The 15,384-nt window shown below is 63.2% G+C and carries 21 protein-coding genes and 2 tRNA genes; 19 read left to right on the top strand and 4 right to left on the bottom strand.

Translation table 11 applies throughout. From position 1 onward, the window contains the following. The first annotated feature begins 41 nt into the window (after positions 1-41). Positions 42-1,082 (top strand): tyrosine-type recombinase/integrase, encoded by a 1,041-nt coding sequence (locus ACFVZH_RS08280; RefSeq protein WP_384894533.1) that lies wholly within the window; start codon positions 42-44, stop codon positions 1,080-1,082. Further along, the gene (locus ACFVZH_RS08275) at positions 1,075-1,314 is read left to right on the top strand and encodes a hypothetical protein (protein ID WP_384894531.1); all 240 of its coding nucleotides are present in this window, start codon (positions 1,075-1,077) and stop codon (positions 1,312-1,314) included. Before ACFVZH_RS08280 ends, ACFVZH_RS08275 begins: the two co-directional genes overlap by 8 nt. Positions 1,315-1,685: 371 nt before the next feature. Here ACFVZH_RS08275 and ACFVZH_RS08270 read toward each other — a convergent pair whose 3' ends face one another. From ACFVZH_RS08270 to ACFVZH_RS08255, 4 genes are all read right to left on the bottom strand, one after another. Then, a complete protein-coding gene (locus ACFVZH_RS08270; protein WP_384894529.1) occupies positions 1,686-2,300 on the bottom strand; it encodes a hypothetical protein in 615 nt (204 codons plus the stop codon). Positions 2,301-2,869: 569 nt separating this feature from the next. Beyond that, the gene (locus tag ACFVZH_RS08265; protein ID WP_384894527.1) at positions 2,870-3,331 is read right to left on the bottom strand and encodes a DNA cytosine methyltransferase; all 462 of its coding nucleotides are present in this window, start codon (positions 3,329-3,331) and stop codon (positions 2,870-2,872) included. 260 nt (positions 3,332-3,591) lie between these two features. Beyond that, entirely contained in the window at positions 3,592-3,777 is a 186-nt protein-coding gene (locus ACFVZH_RS08260) for a hypothetical protein (RefSeq protein WP_384894525.1), read from the bottom strand. 20 nt (positions 3,778-3,797) lie between these two features. After that, positions 3,798-4,028 carry a hypothetical protein gene (locus tag ACFVZH_RS08255; RefSeq protein ID WP_384894523.1) on the bottom strand — a complete coding sequence of 77 codons (231 nt, stop codon included), beginning with the start codon at positions 4,026-4,028 and terminating at the stop codon, positions 3,798-3,800. 425 nt (positions 4,029-4,453) lie between these two features. Between ACFVZH_RS08255 and ACFVZH_RS08250 the strand changes: the two genes are divergently transcribed. From ACFVZH_RS08250 to ACFVZH_RS08170, 17 genes are all read left to right on the top strand, one after another. Further along, positions 4,454-4,780, top strand: a complete 327-nt coding sequence (locus ACFVZH_RS08250; protein ID WP_384894521.1) for an HNH endonuclease — start codon at positions 4,454-4,456, stop codon at positions 4,778-4,780. A gap of 435 nt (positions 4,781-5,215) precedes the next feature. Further along, the gene (locus tag ACFVZH_RS08245) at positions 5,216-5,677 is read left to right on the top strand and encodes a phage terminase small subunit P27 family (RefSeq protein ID WP_384894519.1); all 462 of its coding nucleotides are present in this window, start codon (positions 5,216-5,218) and stop codon (positions 5,675-5,677) included. 63 nt (positions 5,678-5,740) lie between these two features. After that, positions 5,741-5,811 (top strand) — tRNA-Trp (locus ACFVZH_RS08240). A gap of 56 nt (positions 5,812-5,867) precedes the next feature. Next, positions 5,868-5,940: transfer RNA gene (locus ACFVZH_RS08235), tRNA-Val, on the top strand. Positions 5,941-5,986: 46 nt separating this feature from the next. After that, complete coding sequence (locus ACFVZH_RS08230) at positions 5,987-6,244, top strand: hypothetical protein (RefSeq protein ID WP_384894517.1); 258 nt, start codon at positions 5,987-5,989, stop codon at positions 6,242-6,244. A 14-nt stretch (positions 6,245-6,258) separates the two neighbouring features. Next, on the top strand, positions 6,259-6,588 hold the full coding sequence (locus ACFVZH_RS08225) for an HNH endonuclease (RefSeq protein ID WP_384894515.1): 330 nt from the start codon (positions 6,259-6,261) through the stop codon (positions 6,586-6,588). 61 nt (positions 6,589-6,649) lie between these two features. Then, complete coding sequence (locus ACFVZH_RS08220) at positions 6,650-8,386, top strand: terminase large subunit (protein ID WP_384894513.1); 1,737 nt, start codon at positions 6,650-6,652, stop codon at positions 8,384-8,386. Positions 8,387-8,623: 237 nt separating this feature from the next. Next, a complete protein-coding gene (locus ACFVZH_RS08215; protein WP_384894511.1) occupies positions 8,624-9,907 on the top strand; it encodes a phage portal protein in 1,284 nt (427 codons plus the stop codon). Then, positions 9,891-10,580, top strand: a complete 690-nt coding sequence (locus ACFVZH_RS08210; protein WP_384894509.1) for an HK97 family phage prohead protease — start codon at positions 9,891-9,893, stop codon at positions 10,578-10,580. Before ACFVZH_RS08215 ends, ACFVZH_RS08210 begins: the two co-directional genes overlap by 17 nt. Before the next feature lie 26 nt (positions 10,581-10,606). Further along, the gene (locus ACFVZH_RS08205) at positions 10,607-11,791 is read left to right on the top strand and encodes a phage major capsid protein (protein ID WP_384894507.1); all 1,185 of its coding nucleotides are present in this window, start codon (positions 10,607-10,609) and stop codon (positions 11,789-11,791) included. A 61-nt stretch (positions 11,792-11,852) separates the two neighbouring features. Continuing rightward, the gene (locus ACFVZH_RS08200; protein ID WP_384894505.1) at positions 11,853-12,080 is read left to right on the top strand and encodes a hypothetical protein; all 228 of its coding nucleotides are present in this window, start codon (positions 11,853-11,855) and stop codon (positions 12,078-12,080) included. A gap of 1 nt (position 12,081) precedes the next feature. Continuing rightward, positions 12,082-12,915 carry a hypothetical protein gene (locus ACFVZH_RS08195; protein WP_384894503.1) on the top strand — a complete coding sequence of 278 codons (834 nt, stop codon included), beginning with the start codon at positions 12,082-12,084 and terminating at the stop codon, positions 12,913-12,915. Continuing rightward, the gene (locus ACFVZH_RS08190) at positions 12,912-13,334 is read left to right on the top strand and encodes a hypothetical protein (RefSeq protein ID WP_384894501.1); all 423 of its coding nucleotides are present in this window, start codon (positions 12,912-12,914) and stop codon (positions 13,332-13,334) included. Before ACFVZH_RS08195 ends, ACFVZH_RS08190 begins: the two co-directional genes overlap by 4 nt. Further along, positions 13,335-13,499, top strand: a complete 165-nt coding sequence (locus tag ACFVZH_RS08185; protein ID WP_384894499.1) for a hypothetical protein — start codon at positions 13,335-13,337, stop codon at positions 13,497-13,499. Then, complete coding sequence (locus ACFVZH_RS08180; protein ID WP_384894497.1) at positions 13,499-14,467, top strand: phage tail tube protein; 969 nt, start codon at positions 13,499-13,501, stop codon at positions 14,465-14,467. Before ACFVZH_RS08185 ends, ACFVZH_RS08180 begins: the two co-directional genes overlap by 1 nt. Before the next feature lie 46 nt (positions 14,468-14,513). Next, positions 14,514-14,978, top strand: coding sequence for a hypothetical protein (locus tag ACFVZH_RS08175; protein WP_384894495.1), 465 nt, complete (start codon positions 14,514-14,516; stop codon positions 14,976-14,978). Next, a complete protein-coding gene (locus tag ACFVZH_RS08170) occupies positions 14,975-15,316 on the top strand; it encodes a hypothetical protein (protein ID WP_384894493.1) in 342 nt (113 codons plus the stop codon). Before ACFVZH_RS08175 ends, ACFVZH_RS08170 begins: the two co-directional genes overlap by 4 nt. Positions 15,317-15,384 lie beyond the last annotated feature (68 nt).

Raw genomic sequence — 15,384 nt, 5'->3', positions numbered from 1 at the left:
CCCAAATGCAGGAAGCTGTTACTTGATGGGAGGCGCTTCAGGTGCCTAGGGCAGTCACTCCAAAACTGAGTATCGCCGCCGAGGCTTTCACTCGCCAACGCTTCGCGGCGTCCGGGTCGGCTGGGGTTCGGTACGCACATAAGAGCCTTCTGACCCGCTTCGAGAAGAGCGCGGGCAACATCCATGTCTCTTCTCTGCGGGGCCATCACTTCGAAGACTTCTTCTATGGCGAAGGTGGCTTGTCCGATCGCTGCCAGCCCCAGACCCTCGGGAAGTACCGAAACGACATGAAGGCTTTCCTGGGCTTCTGTCACCGACGGACGTGGACCCCCCACACTCCTGAAGTCCTCTTGGACGGCATCCCGGATAAGTCCACGCACGCGGCCCGGAATCGCTACCGCATGACTCGGGCCGAGCTTCGGCGCCTGGTCGCAGAGGCTGGCGACCCCCGAGACGTGGCGTTGGTGTGCTTCGTCGCATGTACGGGCGTCCGGATCTCCGAGGCCCTAGGCATGAAGATTCGGGACGTGTCCTTCTCGAAGGGTGAGTTGTACGTCTATCTGCCGAAGACAAAGGAGGAGGTGACGTATCCCCTGGCGTCCGATCTGGAGACGGCCCTTCGTGAGTGGTTGGCCGCGTACGCGGCTCAGGTGGGGAAGCTGAAGCCGAGCTATCACCTGTTCCCGACGTATCATCGCCGCGTCTTCACCATGGGGGGCGGCATGAGTGAGGGGGGCCTGTACAACCCGGCGAACCCCATCCTTCAGCCCCGGCTCATCCTCCGCCCGATCGCCGAACGCGCAGATATCGAGCTGGAGGAAGGCGACGGATGGCACACAGTACGGCGGAGCTTCGCACGCATCCTGTATGACGACTGCGTAGACCTGGGACACGACGCGGCCCTTCGAGTCGTGCAAGCCGCGTTGAACCACAAGAGCGTCGTGACGACTGAGCGGTACCTTGGCCTCAACCTGGAACGTCAGCGGTTCTACAAGCTCTTGAAGGGGCAAGACTTCCTCGGCGCAGACCTTGACCCCGGTAAGATCGTTGACCTGGGAGAAAGGAGGGCCGGCCGTGGCTAAAGAAGTGATCTCACGGTGCGACGAGTGCGGATCTACCGAGGGTGTCGAAGAGTTCACCATCATCCGTGATGGTGTCCCCAAGGACGTCGATCTGTGCGCGCCCCACGCTGCCCCCGTGATCAGGGCCTATGACCTGGGAGCCACTTCGACGTCCGTTGCGAAGAAGGCGACCAAGGGCCGACGTGGCGGGCACGCGGTTATCGCGATCGAAGACTGGGAGCCTGACGCCTGATCCCGGAGACGCGGAGAACCCCCGACCCTGTTGGGCCGGGGGTTCTGTCGTTCACGGCTTGGTCGAGCAGGCTAGGTTGTCTGCGACGGGGTTCGTAGGCCCCACCCCAACGGTGAGAAGTGGCTCCGCCAAGCGTTCGACTGCCGGGCCGGTAGGCGGCCCGCACACAAGCGCAGCCAGCGAGAAGAGGCCGTCAGGGGCCCGGGTGACATGTCGGCCGCCCGTTCGAGAGGTGGGGCCACTTCTCGCCGTTCCCCCGGGGCCAGCAAACCCCGTTCAAGACACTAGGTGCTCTTTACAGTTGTGGCAGCGCATGACCCGGGGTATCCGTGGGTGCGGTTCGAGGCGGGTCGGGCCACAGGTCGGGCACGTCACCATAGGCCCTCGGGCCCCACGTTCTCTTCGTGTACTTCGCGGTCGATAGGCATGATCACCCCTCGGAAGGACGGGCCGATCTTGACGAGGATCGGCTCCTTCGCGTCGTACACGCACATGTCGAGAGCGCGGCCCAGTCCATCCTTCCCCTTAGGGGCCTTCACCTTCGAGAAGCGGCTCAGTAGGCCCGGATCGAAGGCAACCAGCTCGGGGAGAGCCGGGGGGCGTCCGTCAAGGCGTGTAAACAGGTCGTCGACCATGCTCCAAAGACGCTCATCGGCATGGGCCCGCTGGTCCAGCGCGGCCACCGGAACATCGTTGTTGCCAGGGCGGAAGATCAGCCCGTCACCAGGATTGAGTTCGAGCTTGCCGTAGCCCTTCTTGTCTTTCCGCCCGGCGGTGTCGAGGTCGGCCAGGCCCTCGCGTCCCACATGCAGGATGACGCCCTCGGTGGGACCGTCGTAGTTTTCTACGGCCGCCGAGTCCTGGCCGATGGCGTACCCATCCGTCCCCGTGAAGGTGAGGCCGGCGGGGCCAAGGTGAACGCGCCCGGTCTTCACCAGCGAGCGGGCGGGGAGGAAGGCCAGGGCGTTGTAGGCGGCCCTGGCCATCTCCTCGCTAGGCAGCGTCACTGACGCTCGCACTGTCCCTCCTTTCGAGTTCGCCCAGGAGGTGAGCGAAGGCCGTGTACGCCTGTTGGGGCACCACGCCGTCGCCTATCGCCTTCAACTGGGCCCCCCGATTCAGCCCTTCAACGCGCGTGACCCAACCGGCTGTGACCCCCATGAGCCACTCGGCGAACCGAGGGGCCAGGCGGAGGCCGCCACGCGGCCCGTATTCCACGGGAACGGGAGCCGGTTGCGACGTGAGCACTTCCCACCGGCGTACAGCGGGCGCGAAGTCGCCCCACCACTCCGAGGGCGAGAAGTCGCCCCCGTAGTCGGCCCCAGGCTCGACGGCCAAGAGGAAGGCCACTTCGTCTTCGAGGGTCGGCCCGTGGCCACCCGCCTTCCTCTTGTCGGGATGCTGCGGGGCGCCGTTGGCGGAGAGGTTCGCGGTAGGGGTCTTGAGTAGCTTCTCGGTTCTATCCCGGGGCCACAGTCGAGCCATGGCAGTCACTAGGTCATCGCCTCCGGCGCCAGGGCGTGCGGCCTTCGCGAAGTCGGGGCCTCGGCGGCCGTCAGCGGCCGTGGGAGTCGGCAGGTGCGGCAACGAGAAACCACCGATCACGGTGGTGGGGGGCGCCAGAGGCGGACGCTCGATAGCACGTCCACGCAGCGTCATACCCGCACGCGGCCAGGTCCCCGAGTACGCGGGAGAGTCCTCGGCTTCGGATCGCGGAGACATTCTCCAGGAAGACGAGCCTCGGCTGAAGGACGCGAATACCTTCGGCGACGTTCGCCCAGATTCCCGAGCGAGAACCTTCGATGCCAATGCGCCTCCCGGCGTTACTAATGTCTTGGCACGGGAAACCGGCCGTGATGATGTCCACGCCCTCTTCAGCGAGGGCGGCCCAATCGATCCGAGTGATGTCCCCGAAGTTCGGGACTTCGGGGAATCGACGTTCGAGGATCAGGGCTTTATCGGGAGCATTGTCGGCGACCCAAGTAATACGGCCGCCCGTGAGGGCCTCTACGGCCATCCCCAACCCGCCGTATCCGGCGCACAACTCCAAGATCCGGGGAGCCGCAGAGGTCCGCTTACTCACAGTTGTTCTCGACCTCTCCGAAGAGGTCCATAAGAATTCGCTCCCGCTCCTCGGCGGGAAGGTCGTCCATTTCGATCAAGTCGTCACACTCCGAAGGCCAGACGCAGAAGCGCGTATCCGAGGACGAATCCCGCTACGTCCGCCAGGAAGAAGGCCACCCAAAAGGCCAGGTGTCGATCCTTGCTCTTCATGGGTCAATCTCGCTTTCCGTAGGTCACCGCGTATTCGTACGCGGCGAACGCGTCGCGGATTCGGTAGGCAGCCCGGTGAAGCTCCCGCTTTCCCCGCAAAGCCGCCGCGCAAAGCTGGGCCTCGGCGACTTCGTGATAAGGCATCGCCTTAAAGGGCTGGATCATCTGAAGGGCCTTGACGAGCGTCACCAGGACCACCTTTCCAAATGCTAGTTTCCGGCCTTGATGATTCGGGCCATGATGGAGGCGGCCGAAACCGTGGGGCAGTCGAGAACCGGCTTCGCGGGCACCGGGGCCGCGCCGGTGGTCGAGTAGCGGAGGATTCCGCCGGAGAAGTCGAGGCGACTCGGGAAGTCGCGCTTGAAGCTCGGATCCCGACCCTCGGGGCCGTTCTCGACGTACCGGTTCGTGCTGGCAACAACCTTCGACGGAAGGAACATGCGTCCTCTTTCCTGGGCGGTTTAAACGATGTCCTGGGCTAGCTCCCGACCCGTCTTGGGTCGTTCCTTGCTGGCGCTCCAAAACATAGCTTCGCTGCCCTGGCGGATCCAAGAAGCCCGAGGTCAGGAGCCGCAGGGTGGGTCCTGGGTCGAGCTAACAGGTCTACAGGCTTCACAGGGGGTAAGGGGGTCGGCTGTAGAGAGTGAGCGGAGCGAGCGAACGGAAGCCGGGGGGATCGGGGGACAGGGATAGCTATTGAGCTACTGCGAACGGAAGAGAGCAGTAGCAGAAGGGCGGCCCTCCCGAGGCCGCCCCTATATGAAGGAATCTCTGAGAGCCAGGGCATTAGAAGCCCTGGCTACTAACAGGTCTATATGCAGTGAAAGCAACAGGGGGTACCCCCCCCTAGAAAGGGGGTGTCCCCATGCCGTACAGCATGTGCCCCCGTCACAAAAGGCTTCACCCCCTTGGGGGTGCAGGGTGCCCCCTCTGTGGGAGTGCACCCCGTAAGCACAAGAGTAAGAACACCCGGACGCCAGGACGGTACGACTACCAATGGCAGAAGGTAAGAGCAGAAGCCATCAGGCTTCAGCCCTACTGTTCTTTCTGTGGCGCAGACAATGACCTAACCGGAGATCACATCATCCCGCTGAAAGCGGGAGGTGCGAACACGCTCGACAATGTGCGTGTCCTCTGTCGCTCCTGCAACACCATTCGAGAGAACGACTACCGAAAAGGCCGTCGCTACTAAGACGGCCGGCACAGCCTTCCGCCCTCCCCATAAAACAATCACCCACCCCCCAAACAAGCCCTTCAGGCCCCATAGGCCGATGGGCTAACCAGTTCCACGGGCCGCCCCTGTACGGCCCCCTGGGCCGCGATCATGCCACCGCAGACAGTCGAGCCGAGAGCACCCCAGACGAAGCACTGAAAAGCCGCTGGATCAGCTCTCCTGGCCCCTCTGACGGGGGAGGGGGGATCCGAAAGGATCCGGGCGCCCTTCTCCGCACCCGCCGTCTTCCCTCTCTGTGAGCGCGCGGGGGTTCGCCTGAAGTCGTGGGAATTCGGATGGCTCCAAATTGCGGAGCGAGCGAGCGCCTAGGCTCCTGACCAGCGCGGATAGCTCCGCGCAATTAACAGATCCGTTTCCCAGAGAAGGGAATTCCAGACCAAGAGAGGTGCAGAGATGCCCGGACCGCCCCCGACCCCGTCACGGCTCGTCGAGCTGAAGGGCAACCCCTCGAAGAAGCGGTTGAGCGGCTCTGAGCCGGAGCCGACCCGTGGCGCTCCGCGCCCGCCTGCTGACCTGAAGGGCGAGGCCCTGGCCGAGTGGGGGCGCATCGTCCCCGAGCTGGATCGCCTCGGCCTGCTGTCCCGCGTGGACCGCGCCTATTTGGTCGCGTACGTCGAAGCCTGGGCAGTCTTCGACGCAGCCCGGGAAGCCATGGGTGAGTACGGCCCGCTAGTGGCGGGCCGGGATGGCGGTCTCGTCAAGAATCCGGCGGCTCAGGTCATGCGGGATGCCGCTGATCTGATGATCAAGTTCGGGAGTCGCTTCGGACTGTCGCCTAGTGACCGTACGCGACTCTCTGTGCCCTCGGAAGCCGAGGAAGGCCCCGACGCTCAGGTCCTCTCTCTCCTGAGCTGAGCGGGGCGCTCAGGCCCCTTTCTGGGGCCTCGGAGTTGAGCCCCTATTCGGCTCCTCCGGAATGGGTGTGTAGCTCAGTGGAAGAGCAGCGGTCTCCAAAACCGCGCGCGACGGTTCAATTCCGTCCACACCTGCGATGGGGTAGCTCCCCTGATCCCGAAACTCGGACTGATCACCTGACGGACGGATCGCGCGTTTAGTTCAGCGGCCTAGAACTCCCCCACCACAAGGGGGCGACGCGGGTTCGAATCCCGTAACGCGCCTAGTGCGTTTACACACCTTCGACGATTGGCGGCATCCGTGGCCCCGGTGACCACTGCGCAGCGCACCTACACGTTCAACTTAGCCGAGGACATCCCATACGAGGTTTTTCAGCTCTCACCGGGTGTCGCGCGAACTCCCCAGCTCGACGAGGCGGCACTCGCGTACATGGCAGCGAAGGTCGCGTTCTACGCGGCGGTCAATCCTGACCGCATCCTGAATACGCGGTCGCTCGACTACGCGGGATCTGTCGTCGTGAGCGAGACAACCAACGAGTCCGCAAGGCTCTTCCCGACCGATCTCTGATAGGAGAATTGCGTATGGCCGATGGGCCTAAGAAGAAACTCCGCCGTGGCCCGAGGCCGGCGGGGTGGCTCTCGCGCCGCGAATACGCCCTGAAGCTGCGATGCGATCAGTGGGGCGTGCCCTACGAGAAGGTCAGTCGGGTGAAGGTCTTCAATCGTGATGGCTGGGTGTGCCAGCTCTGCGGGCAGCCTATCGACAGGGTCATTCGGTTCCCGAAGCCGCTCAGCAAGTCACTCGATCACATTGTTCCCCTGTCCCACGGCCCCGGCACTCCGGGGCATGTCGAGAGCAACTGTCAAGCCGCTCATCTCGGCTGCAATAGCTCGAAGGGAAATCGGGTGTGACCCTTTCCCTGCCGTAACCGGTCTTTGAGCTACGTAAAGACCGAGACGGAGAGGGGCGAGCGTGAGCGACATTATCCGCTCGCCTTTTGGGCCGATCGATCCGCGTGAAGGCTTCTTCCATTATGACGAAGCGAAGGCCACGCACGCAATAAACTTCATCGAAAAGCTGATCGTCCACACGAAGGGGCGCCATGCGGGAGCCCCGTTCCTTCTCGATCCTTGGCAGAAGGAAGAGATCGTAAAGCCGCTCTTCGGAACGGTGATGTGGGACGACCAGTACGAGGAGTACGTTCGGCAGTACCGAATTGCGTGGCTTGAGATGGCCCGCAAGAACGGGAAGTCGGAGCTTCTCTCCGCGTTCGCATTGCTGGGTCTAGTTGGAGACTTCGAGGAATCCGCCGAAGTGTACTCGGTCGCGGTCGACCGAGATCAGGCCGGACTCGTCTACAACACAGCTAAGCGAATGGTCGAGCTGAACCCGATTCTGAACAGTCGACTGGAAATCATCGACTCGAAGAAGCGCATCATCGATCGGAAGACGAACAGCTTCTACCAGGTTCTCCCCGGCGACGCGGCCGGCGCTCTCGGAACCAACCCGTCGATGGTTCTCTTCGACGAGGTTTTGACACAGAGGGACCGGCACCTTTGGGATTCCATGCGCCAGGGTTTCGGTACCCGTCGGCAGCCGATCATGATTGCGGCAACTACGGCCGCGTACCGCACCGCGGCCTTCGCTCTCGAAGAGCATGAGCATTCGCTTCGTGTTCGCGAGGATCAGAACATGGATCCCGCGCGATTCGTGTTCGCGCGGAACGTTCCTGATGACTGGGATTGGAAGGACGAAGGGAAACCCCCCTCTGCGGAGAACCCGAAGGGAACTGGATGGTTCCTGGCGAATCCCGCCCTCGGCTCCTTCCTGAACATCAACAACCTTCGGGCCGAGGCAATGGAGGCGGCCGAGAAGCCTACGGCTCAGAACGCCTTCAGGGTGTTCCGCCTGAACCAGTGGGTTTCCCAGGCGAACAGGTGGCTCGACATGCACCTGTGGGACGAGAACGGCACGGAGAAGTTCCCGAAGGAACTGCTGAAGGGCCGCCCCTGCTACGCGGGAATCGACCTGGCCGCAACGGGCGACTTCAACGCGTGGGTTCTCCTCTTCCCCGGTAGCCCGAACGACCCGGAGGCGGACGGCTGGACGGTCGTTCCCCACTTCTGGGTTCCTCGGCCGGCAGTCGCGAAGCGCTCCAACATGAAGAGCCACTTCGAGGTTTGGGAGCGCGAGGGTTTCCTCACGGTCACGGAGGGACCGACTACGGACTTCAAGGCAATCTTCCGGCGCATCGCGGAGGACGCCGAGACGTTCCACATTCGCTTCTTCGGCTATGACCCGTGGAACGCCACACAGCTAGTCAACGAGCTGGAGGAGCACGGCCTCACGGCCGTGAAGGTGCCGCAATCGGCGGCCCGGCTCAACGATCCGAGTAAGGCAATCGAGAGCGCGCTAGCCGCGCGAGAGCTGCGGCATGGCGGGCATCCGGTTCTTCGATGGATGGCGGACAACGTCGAGCTAGACGTTACCGGCGACGGTTTGGTGAAGCCGAGTAAGGCCAAGTCGGGCGAGAAGATCGACGGCATTGCAGCTCTTGCCAACGCCTTCTTCCTCACGGCGATTCCGACCGAGGAGGAAGTTCACGTCACCTTCGTGAACTTCGGTCAAGAGTATTCCGATTCCGAGCTGGAATCGCTTCTCACCCCTGCCTCTCGGCAGAAGGACTTCTTCCTAGAAGACGACGATTAGGAGATTCATGGATCGGCCCAAGATGGGCCGCTCCCTCCGTAACGTCGCGTCCGCCTTTGTCCCGAACGTCTTTCAGGTCGGCAGCCTCGGTTTCGCGGCGGCTGCGGCCTATGACGTAGCGCGCCCTCTTGGGCATTTCGCAGTGGCCGTGTGCCTCGGGCTCATCGGCTACGCGGCGGACGGGGGTAAGCGGCAGTGAGCCTGTTTACACGCATTGGTCATGAGGTCCGTGCGGCCATGTCGGGACTGGCGTCGAGTTGGGATCGCGACGTGGAATCTGGCGTCGGCTTTCGCACCATGTCCGGCCGAAAGGTCACCCGTCACACGTCGCTTCAGATGGTTTCGGTTTACGCCTGTCAGTCGCTCATCGCGGATGCTGTGGCGTCCCTCCCCGTCGAGCACTACACGAAGATTAGCGGCCGTAAGGAATCCTTCGACCCTAACCGTTCTCCGCGCTGGGTGAGGCAGCCCAACCCGTTTCAGACCAGTTATGAGTTCTGGTTCCGGGTGATCGTCAGTCTTCTGACGGATGGGAATGCGTTCCTCTACACGATGCGGAATGAGCGGGGAGAGGTGGCCGCTCTGTACTGCCTTCATCCGCAGTACGTGAGCATTCTCGACGGGCCGCTAGGCGATAACCGGTACGAGGTGAGCGACGACCAGGGGGCGGTTCAGGGCGTCTTCGACCGCTCCCAGATACTCCACATTCCGGCCTTCACGGTTCCGGGTGCAAGCCGTGGCGTGTCGCCCATCGACATGGCCCGTGAAGCCATCGGCCTGGGGCTGGTCGCCGAGGAATTCGGTTCACGGTTCTTCGAGCAGGGAACCACGATGGCCGGCGTCATCGAGCATCCCGGTACTCCGCGACCCGACGAAGCGAGGCTTCTTCGGGACATGTTTCGGAAGACGCATTCAGGCGTGAAGAACTCTCACAGCGTGGGTGTTCTTACCGGCGGAGCATCGTTCAAGCCGATCTCGCTGAGTCCGGAACAGGCGCAGTTCCTTGAGACGCGCCGATTCCAGAAGGCGGAGATTGCGCTTCTCTACCGCGTTCCCGCCTATCTCGTCGACAGCTCGGTTAGCTCGACTTGGGGAACTGGCATTGAGGAACAGAACAAGTTCTTTGTTGACCAGACTCTGATGCCCTGGATCGTGCGCATCGAACAGGCGGTTTCGACTTTCCTCCTTCCTGGACTTCAGTACATCCGGTTCAACGTGGACGCCCGACTTCGGGCGAAGACGAAGGATCGGTACGAGTCCTATCAGGTGGCTCTCAACAACGGCTTCCTGAACGCGGATGAGATTCGCGCTATGGAGGACCTGGCGCCGCTCCCGAAGAAGCTCGGGCAGCGCTACTACCGGCCCCTGAATCTCGGCGTCGTTGGCGACGACGAGAAGAAGGAACAGCCCAATCCTGCGGTTGCACCGGCTCTGCCGGCCGTCCCCGATCCGAACGCGGACCCCACCACACAACAGGCCCCGGACGTTACGGAGAAGGACGACAATGCAGATCGAACGTAGGGCAGTCCCTACCGAATTTGAGGTTCGCTCCGAGGGCGGAGCTTTCCACTTCTACGGCTACGCGCTGAAGTGGGATGCCCGTTCCTCGAACCTCGGCGGATTTCGTGAGCGCGTCGCCGAGGGGGCGACTTCCGAGAGCATTAGACGCGACGACATTCGAGCCCTGTTCAACCATGACCCGAATCTCATTCTCGGCCGGAACCGAAGCGGAACGCTTCGCCTTTCCGAGGATAGTGCGGGTCTTCACTACGAAGTCGACATGCCCGACACCACGTATGCGCGTGACCTGAATAAGGCCATGGAACGCGGAGACGTAACTCAGTCGAGCTTCGGTTTCAAGACTTCCGGACCCGACGGCGACACCTGGGCCGAAGACGAAGACGGATTCCCGCTTCGGACTCTTCAGAAGGTGGCCCTCTTCGACGTATCGCCCGTCACCTATCCGGCCTATGTCGACTCCACTTCGGGAGTCGGATCCCGTGCGCTTGAGCTTTTGGCCGAGCGGCGCGGTCTTTCTGTAGCGCGGCTGGATTCGCCTGAAGCGATCCGGGCCGCTATTCGGGGCGAAGCCGAGCGTCCGGCGCTCACTACTGAAGCGCGGACCGTCTTCCCCCGGTATGAGCTTCCCGCCGATCCGGCGGTAGCTCTCGCGGCTCTTCGTCGCTTTTCGTAGATCTGAAACTATCATTTGGAGTGCCCATGGACTTCGCGTCCATTGCTAAGGTTGCGCTGGAGAAGCGGGCCAACCTGATTTCCGAGCTTCGCTCCGTCGAGGCTGACACCACTCTTTCCGAGGGCGAGAAGCGCGAGCGCGTCGAGCGCATCGACACCGACGTTCGCGGCCTGGAGGCCGAGGCCCGGGACGCGGTCGAGCGTGGCGAGCGAGAGGCTGAGGTTCGTTCCCTCGCGCAGCGCGCGGGCGGCCTGGTCCTCCCCAGCACCCCTGAGCAGCGCCAGGGCCAGCGTGACGAAGCGGCCGAGCTGCGCGCGGTCGCGCGCGGCGACCTTCCGGGCGCTGACTTCGACCTTCGCACCGCAACGAGCGGCAACGCCGCGAACGCGGGCAACACCTTTGCGACCTCCTTTGTCGCTCAGGTCATCGAGGCCATGCGCGTACGGTCTGACTTCTTCTCGAAGGCCCGGACGCTCACCACGGCATCCGGCGAGACCATCGAGTACCCGGTGAAGAACGGCCGGCCTACGGCCGCTCAGGTGGCCGAGAACGCGGCGTACGGCAAGAGCGATGGCTCTTGGACGAAGACCAGCATCGGCGCCTACAAGTACGGCGTGATCGTCGAGGCCACTCAGGAAATCGTCGCTGACTCCCAGCTCGACATTCTCGGCATCCTCGCCGAGGACGCGGGCGAGGCCGTCGCGGACAAGGTGATGGCTGATCTCCTGGTCGGCAACGGCACTGGCAAGCCGTGGGGTTGGATCACCCGCGCTACGGGTGGCGTCAACGCGGCCAGCCTCTCGGCCCTCACCACGGACAACCTGATCGACCTTCAGCATTCGATCCTCAAGCCGTACCGCCGGAACGCGGTCTTCATGACCAGCGACACGGCGATTCAGACGCTTCGGAAGCTGAAGGACGCCAACGGCCAGTACATCTGGCAGCCGTCCGTCACGGCCGGCGCCCCCGACACCATCCTCGGCACTGCGGTCATGACCGACCCGAACGTGGTCACGGCGGGCGCTGGCGCGAAGGTGCTGGTCTACGGCGACCCTTCGAAGTACCTGGTGCGTCAGGTGAAGAACCTTCGCGTTGTCCGCTCCGACGAGTACGGATTCGACCGCGACGTGACCGCCTTCAAGATCACTTGGCGCGGCACGGGCGACCTGTTCGACCTGGCGTCCGTGAAGGCCCTCACCGTCACCGCGTAAGAGAGACGTTTCTTCGGCCTGGCCCTTCGGGGCCGGGCCGGACCTATGCGGAGAGGTAGACATGAGGGTTCGCATCCTTGAGAACGGGTCGGGGCTTCTCGACAACAAGCCCTTCCCGTCGGTCGGCGAGGAGGTCGAGCTTCCTACGGGACTCGCGGTCTCGCTGATCAACGACAAGCGCGCGGAAGCCGTGGCCGAGACGGCCGCGGAAACGCGCGAGACGGCCGCTGCGGCGGCCCCCGAGAAGCGCGGCCCCGGTAGGCCGCGGAAGTCCACTCAGGGGGCGTGACGTGCGGTTTCTGAGCGGTAGGGGCGTCAAGCTGACGCACACCTTCCTAGACGACGAGTCGCCTCTGACTGTCCCTGCCGTGTCAGTGACCGTGCGGGACGCCACGGGCGAGACCGTTTACACGGTTGACGCGACCAGCTCGGGTGACGAGTGGGCCGCCACCCTTCCGGTGCAGCCTGAAGGCGTTTACACGGTGGCATGGCAGGCCGGCCAGGTAGCGACGGACACGACCAGCTTCGAGGTAGTCGGGGGTCACCTCTTCACCCTGCCCGAGGCCCGGCGGTCCGACATGGACCTAGCGGACACCGTCCGCTTCCCTACGGCAGAGCTGAAGCACTACCGCGACACGGTGGCGGGGGAGTTCGAGACCATCACTGCCCGGTCCTTCGTGCCGCGTACGGCACGCATCGAGGTCGAGTCGGACGGCTCTTCGAGCCTGTACCTGGGGCACTTCGACGTGTCCGCCCTGAAGGCCGTGGACGGCCCCTCTGGGGCGCTTGATCCGTCCGGGTGGACAGTCAGCCCTTCAGGGTTCCTGAAGGCTCCCTTCGAGCTGCGAGACGGCGACCGGTACCGGATCGCGTTCAGGTACGGCTTCGCCCAGGTGCCCGAGGACGTGAAGCGCGCGGGATTGCTGCGGCTCCGCTCTCTCCTCACCGCCGAACGGTCCGGCATCCCGGACCGCGCTACGGCCTTCGTGGCCGCCGAGGGCGGGAACTTCACGCTGGCCACTCCGGGGCGGAACGGCTACGAGACCGGAATTCCTGAAGTCGACGCGGTACTCAAGCGCTACAAGTACGGCATTTTTTATGACGTGTTCGGGGTGGCCCGGTGAGCACTCACGCATTCGCCGTGAAGGGCGCACTACGCGACATGATCAGGGCCCTTCCGGCCCTGGCCGGCTATCAGGTCACCTGGGGCTACCCGTCCCGAAACCCTGAACGGCGATGGGTCTTCGTCGGCGAGGTTCTGTGGCCCGAGTCGCAGTGGGCGACTAACCGAAGCCGGGAAGAGGTCTTCGAAGTCAGCGTAGTTGTGAACTGTCAGCTTTCCGGAGGGACTTCGGAAGAAGTCGAAAGTGAGCTTCAGCGCATGGCCGCCGGTATTGAGGACGGCATGAAGGCCGTTCCGAACCTCGGCATTCAATCCGTCGTCACGTCGGATTTTGTCCCTAAGAAGCTTGTCAGCTTCCCGTCCGATGGCGTCTATGAAGGCCAGATCGAGGCGGTAGTTCGCGTGAAGGCGAGGATGTAAATGAAGACCGTCGCATACGACGGACCCTATTCGGCGGTAGAGGTTCCTTCGCTGGGACTCACGGCTGAGAAGGGCGACCCGATCGAGGTCGCCGAACCCATTGCCCAGGCGCTTCTTCGCCAGGGGTGGCAGGAAATTAAGGCGAAGAGGGGGACGGCTAAGTAATGGCCACTGTTCACGATTCATACTTTGGCGTGGTCGACGAGACCACCTATGGCACGGCCGTTGCCGTGACGAAGTTCTTCGAGTTCACCGATGAGGGCATCTCCGGTAAGTACGAGCGGATTGACTCCGAGGCTATCCGGGCCGGTACTCGCGTACTTCGAAGCGACCGATTCGCGGTCAACCCGAAGGGCGCTGAGGGCGACGTAAAGATGGAAGTCACCTCGGGCGGATTCGAGTTCTGGCTCAAGCACATGATGGGTGGCCTTACCTCGGCCGCTCCGGCCGGTGGCTTCGTCACGCACACGGCGGTTCTTGGCGACCTGAACGGCAAGTCGCTCACGGCCCAGGTGTGCCGAGTCGACAACACCGGCGCAAAGATTCCTTTCACGTACGAGGGCGGAAAGGTCAAGGAATGGGAGCTGTCCAACGCGGTCGACGAGCTTCTGAACCTTTCTGTCTCGCTCGACTTCGCGAAGGAGACTATTGGCGCGGGCGCCGGGGCGTACGCGGCAGGGACCCCCGCCTACGTGGCGAACACGAAGCTCTTCTCCTTCGGCGGCGGCACGGTCACCGTGGCCGGCCTGGCTTTCGACATCACCGACTTCTCGGTGAAGGGCTCGAACGGGCTGAAGGATGACCGCTACTTCATCCGGAGCGACGGCAAGAAGGGTGAGCCCCTCGAATCCGATCTCCGCAAGTATGAGTGGTCCCTGAAGGGGGAGTTCAGCGGCACGGCTCACGTCAACCGCGTTGCTGCGGCTCTTGCGAGTGGGGCTGTCGCCAACATAACGGTTCTTTGGGATGGGCCGGATGGTTCTCAGGTCAAGGTCGAGATCCCGTTTGCTCGATTCGATGAGGGTCCGGTCAACGTTGGCGGCCTTGAAGTGGTGGCACACGACCTTTCCGGTATCGCCCTGACGGACGGAACCGCGTCCCCGGTGACGATCACCTACAAGGCGATCGTCTAAGGGCTCTCTTTTGCCCTGAAGCTACTATTTGGAATATAGGTGGGCTATGCCTATCGACGGTGTCGCCGCAAACGTCGAGGGCCTAGCCCAATTCACCCGCGCTCTCGCGCGGGTTGGGGCCGATGGCCTCCGCGACGGGGTGAAGGAAGCGAACTTCGAGGTCGCCGACAAGCTGACGGATGCGGCGAAGTCGAAAGCCGTCGGGCTGTCGCGCCAGCAAAAGGCTGCGGCGGAATCCCTCAGGGCAACGAAGACACAGAACTATGCAGCCGTCCGCCTCGGTTCTGCCCGAAAGCCGTACGCCCTCGGCGCCGAGTTCGGCGCAAAGAAGCGAACGATCCGTGGCGTTCTCGCCCGAGGTTTCCGCCGTTGGCGCGGAAACGCGTTTTCCGGCTGGGCCGGCGGCCCCGGCTACTTCCTTCACCCGGCGATCCGGGAGAAGGGTCCCGAGCTTATTGACGAGTACATGCGTCGCATCGACGCGATTTCACAGGAGGCATTCCCAGAATGAGCAAGAACCCTGAGACCGTTGCCCTTCGCATTGACCCGGACGTCCTGACGATCGGTGACCTTGAGGATTTCGAAGAGGTCGTGGGCGCCCCGCTGTACGAGGTTCTTCAGCCGAAGCCGGTAATTGGTGCCGACGGCCGCAAGGTTCTCGACGAGAGGGGCCGCCCTGAGCTTCAGACTCAGATCAGCACGAAGGCCCTGAAGGCTCTTATCTGGATCACTCAGCGCATGGAGAAGCCTGACTTCTCTCTCGCTGACGCTCGCGCGGTGAAGGTTTCTGCGCTTGAGCTGGTCGGCACCGAGGACGGCCCGGGAAACGACGTCGCGCAGAACGCCTAAAGGATCGGGCGGCGTTCTGCCATTTCTACCGCATGTCGCCCGCCGAGATTCGGCAGATGAGCGCGGCC

Source organism: Streptomyces sp. NPDC059534 (assembly GCF_042743475.1).
Taxonomy (GTDB): Bacteria; Actinomycetota; Actinomycetes; order Streptomycetales; family Streptomycetaceae; genus Streptomyces.
The sequence above is the reverse complement of the archived record's forward strand: the minus strand, read 5'-3'. Positions and strand labels throughout refer to the sequence as shown.

Bases quoted from the DNA above. Each gene is read 5' to 3' on its own strand.
- ACFVZH_RS08270 (WP_384894529.1), bottom strand. From the start codon at position 2,300: ATGGCCAGGGCCGCCTACAACGCCCTGGCCTTCCTCCCCGCCCGCTCG.
- ACFVZH_RS08265 (WP_384894527.1), bottom strand. From the start codon at position 3,331: ATGGCCGTAGAGGCCCTCACGGGCGGCCGTATTACTTGGGTCGCCGAC.
- ACFVZH_RS08255 (WP_384894523.1), bottom strand. From the start codon at position 4,028: ATGTTCCTTCCGTCGAAGGTTGTTGCCAGCACGAACCGGTACGTCGAG.
- ACFVZH_RS08250 (WP_384894521.1), top strand. From the start codon at position 4,454: ATGCCGTACAGCATGTGCCCCCGTCACAAAAGGCTTCACCCCCTTGGG.
- ACFVZH_RS08245 (WP_384894519.1), top strand. From the start codon at position 5,216: ATGCCCGGACCGCCCCCGACCCCGTCACGGCTCGTCGAGCTGAAGGGC.
- ACFVZH_RS08225 (WP_384894515.1), top strand. From the start codon at position 6,259: ATGGCCGATGGGCCTAAGAAGAAACTCCGCCGTGGCCCGAGGCCGGCG.
- ACFVZH_RS08215 (WP_384894511.1), top strand. From the start codon at position 8,624: ATGTCGGGACTGGCGTCGAGTTGGGATCGCGACGTGGAATCTGGCGTC.
- ACFVZH_RS08210 (WP_384894509.1), top strand. From the start codon at position 9,891: ATGCAGATCGAACGTAGGGCAGTCCCTACCGAATTTGAGGTTCGCTCC.
- ACFVZH_RS08205 (WP_384894507.1), top strand. From the start codon at position 10,607: ATGGACTTCGCGTCCATTGCTAAGGTTGCGCTGGAGAAGCGGGCCAAC.
- ACFVZH_RS08200 (WP_384894505.1), top strand. From the start codon at position 11,853: ATGAGGGTTCGCATCCTTGAGAACGGGTCGGGGCTTCTCGACAACAAG.
- ACFVZH_RS08185 (WP_384894499.1), top strand. From the start codon at position 13,335: ATGAAGACCGTCGCATACGACGGACCCTATTCGGCGGTAGAGGTTCCT.
- ACFVZH_RS08180 (WP_384894497.1), top strand. From the start codon at position 13,499: ATGGCCACTGTTCACGATTCATACTTTGGCGTGGTCGACGAGACCACC.
- ACFVZH_RS08175 (WP_384894495.1), top strand. From the start codon at position 14,514: ATGCCTATCGACGGTGTCGCCGCAAACGTCGAGGGCCTAGCCCAATTC.
- ACFVZH_RS08170 (WP_384894493.1), top strand. From the start codon at position 14,975: ATGAGCAAGAACCCTGAGACCGTTGCCCTTCGCATTGACCCGGACGTC.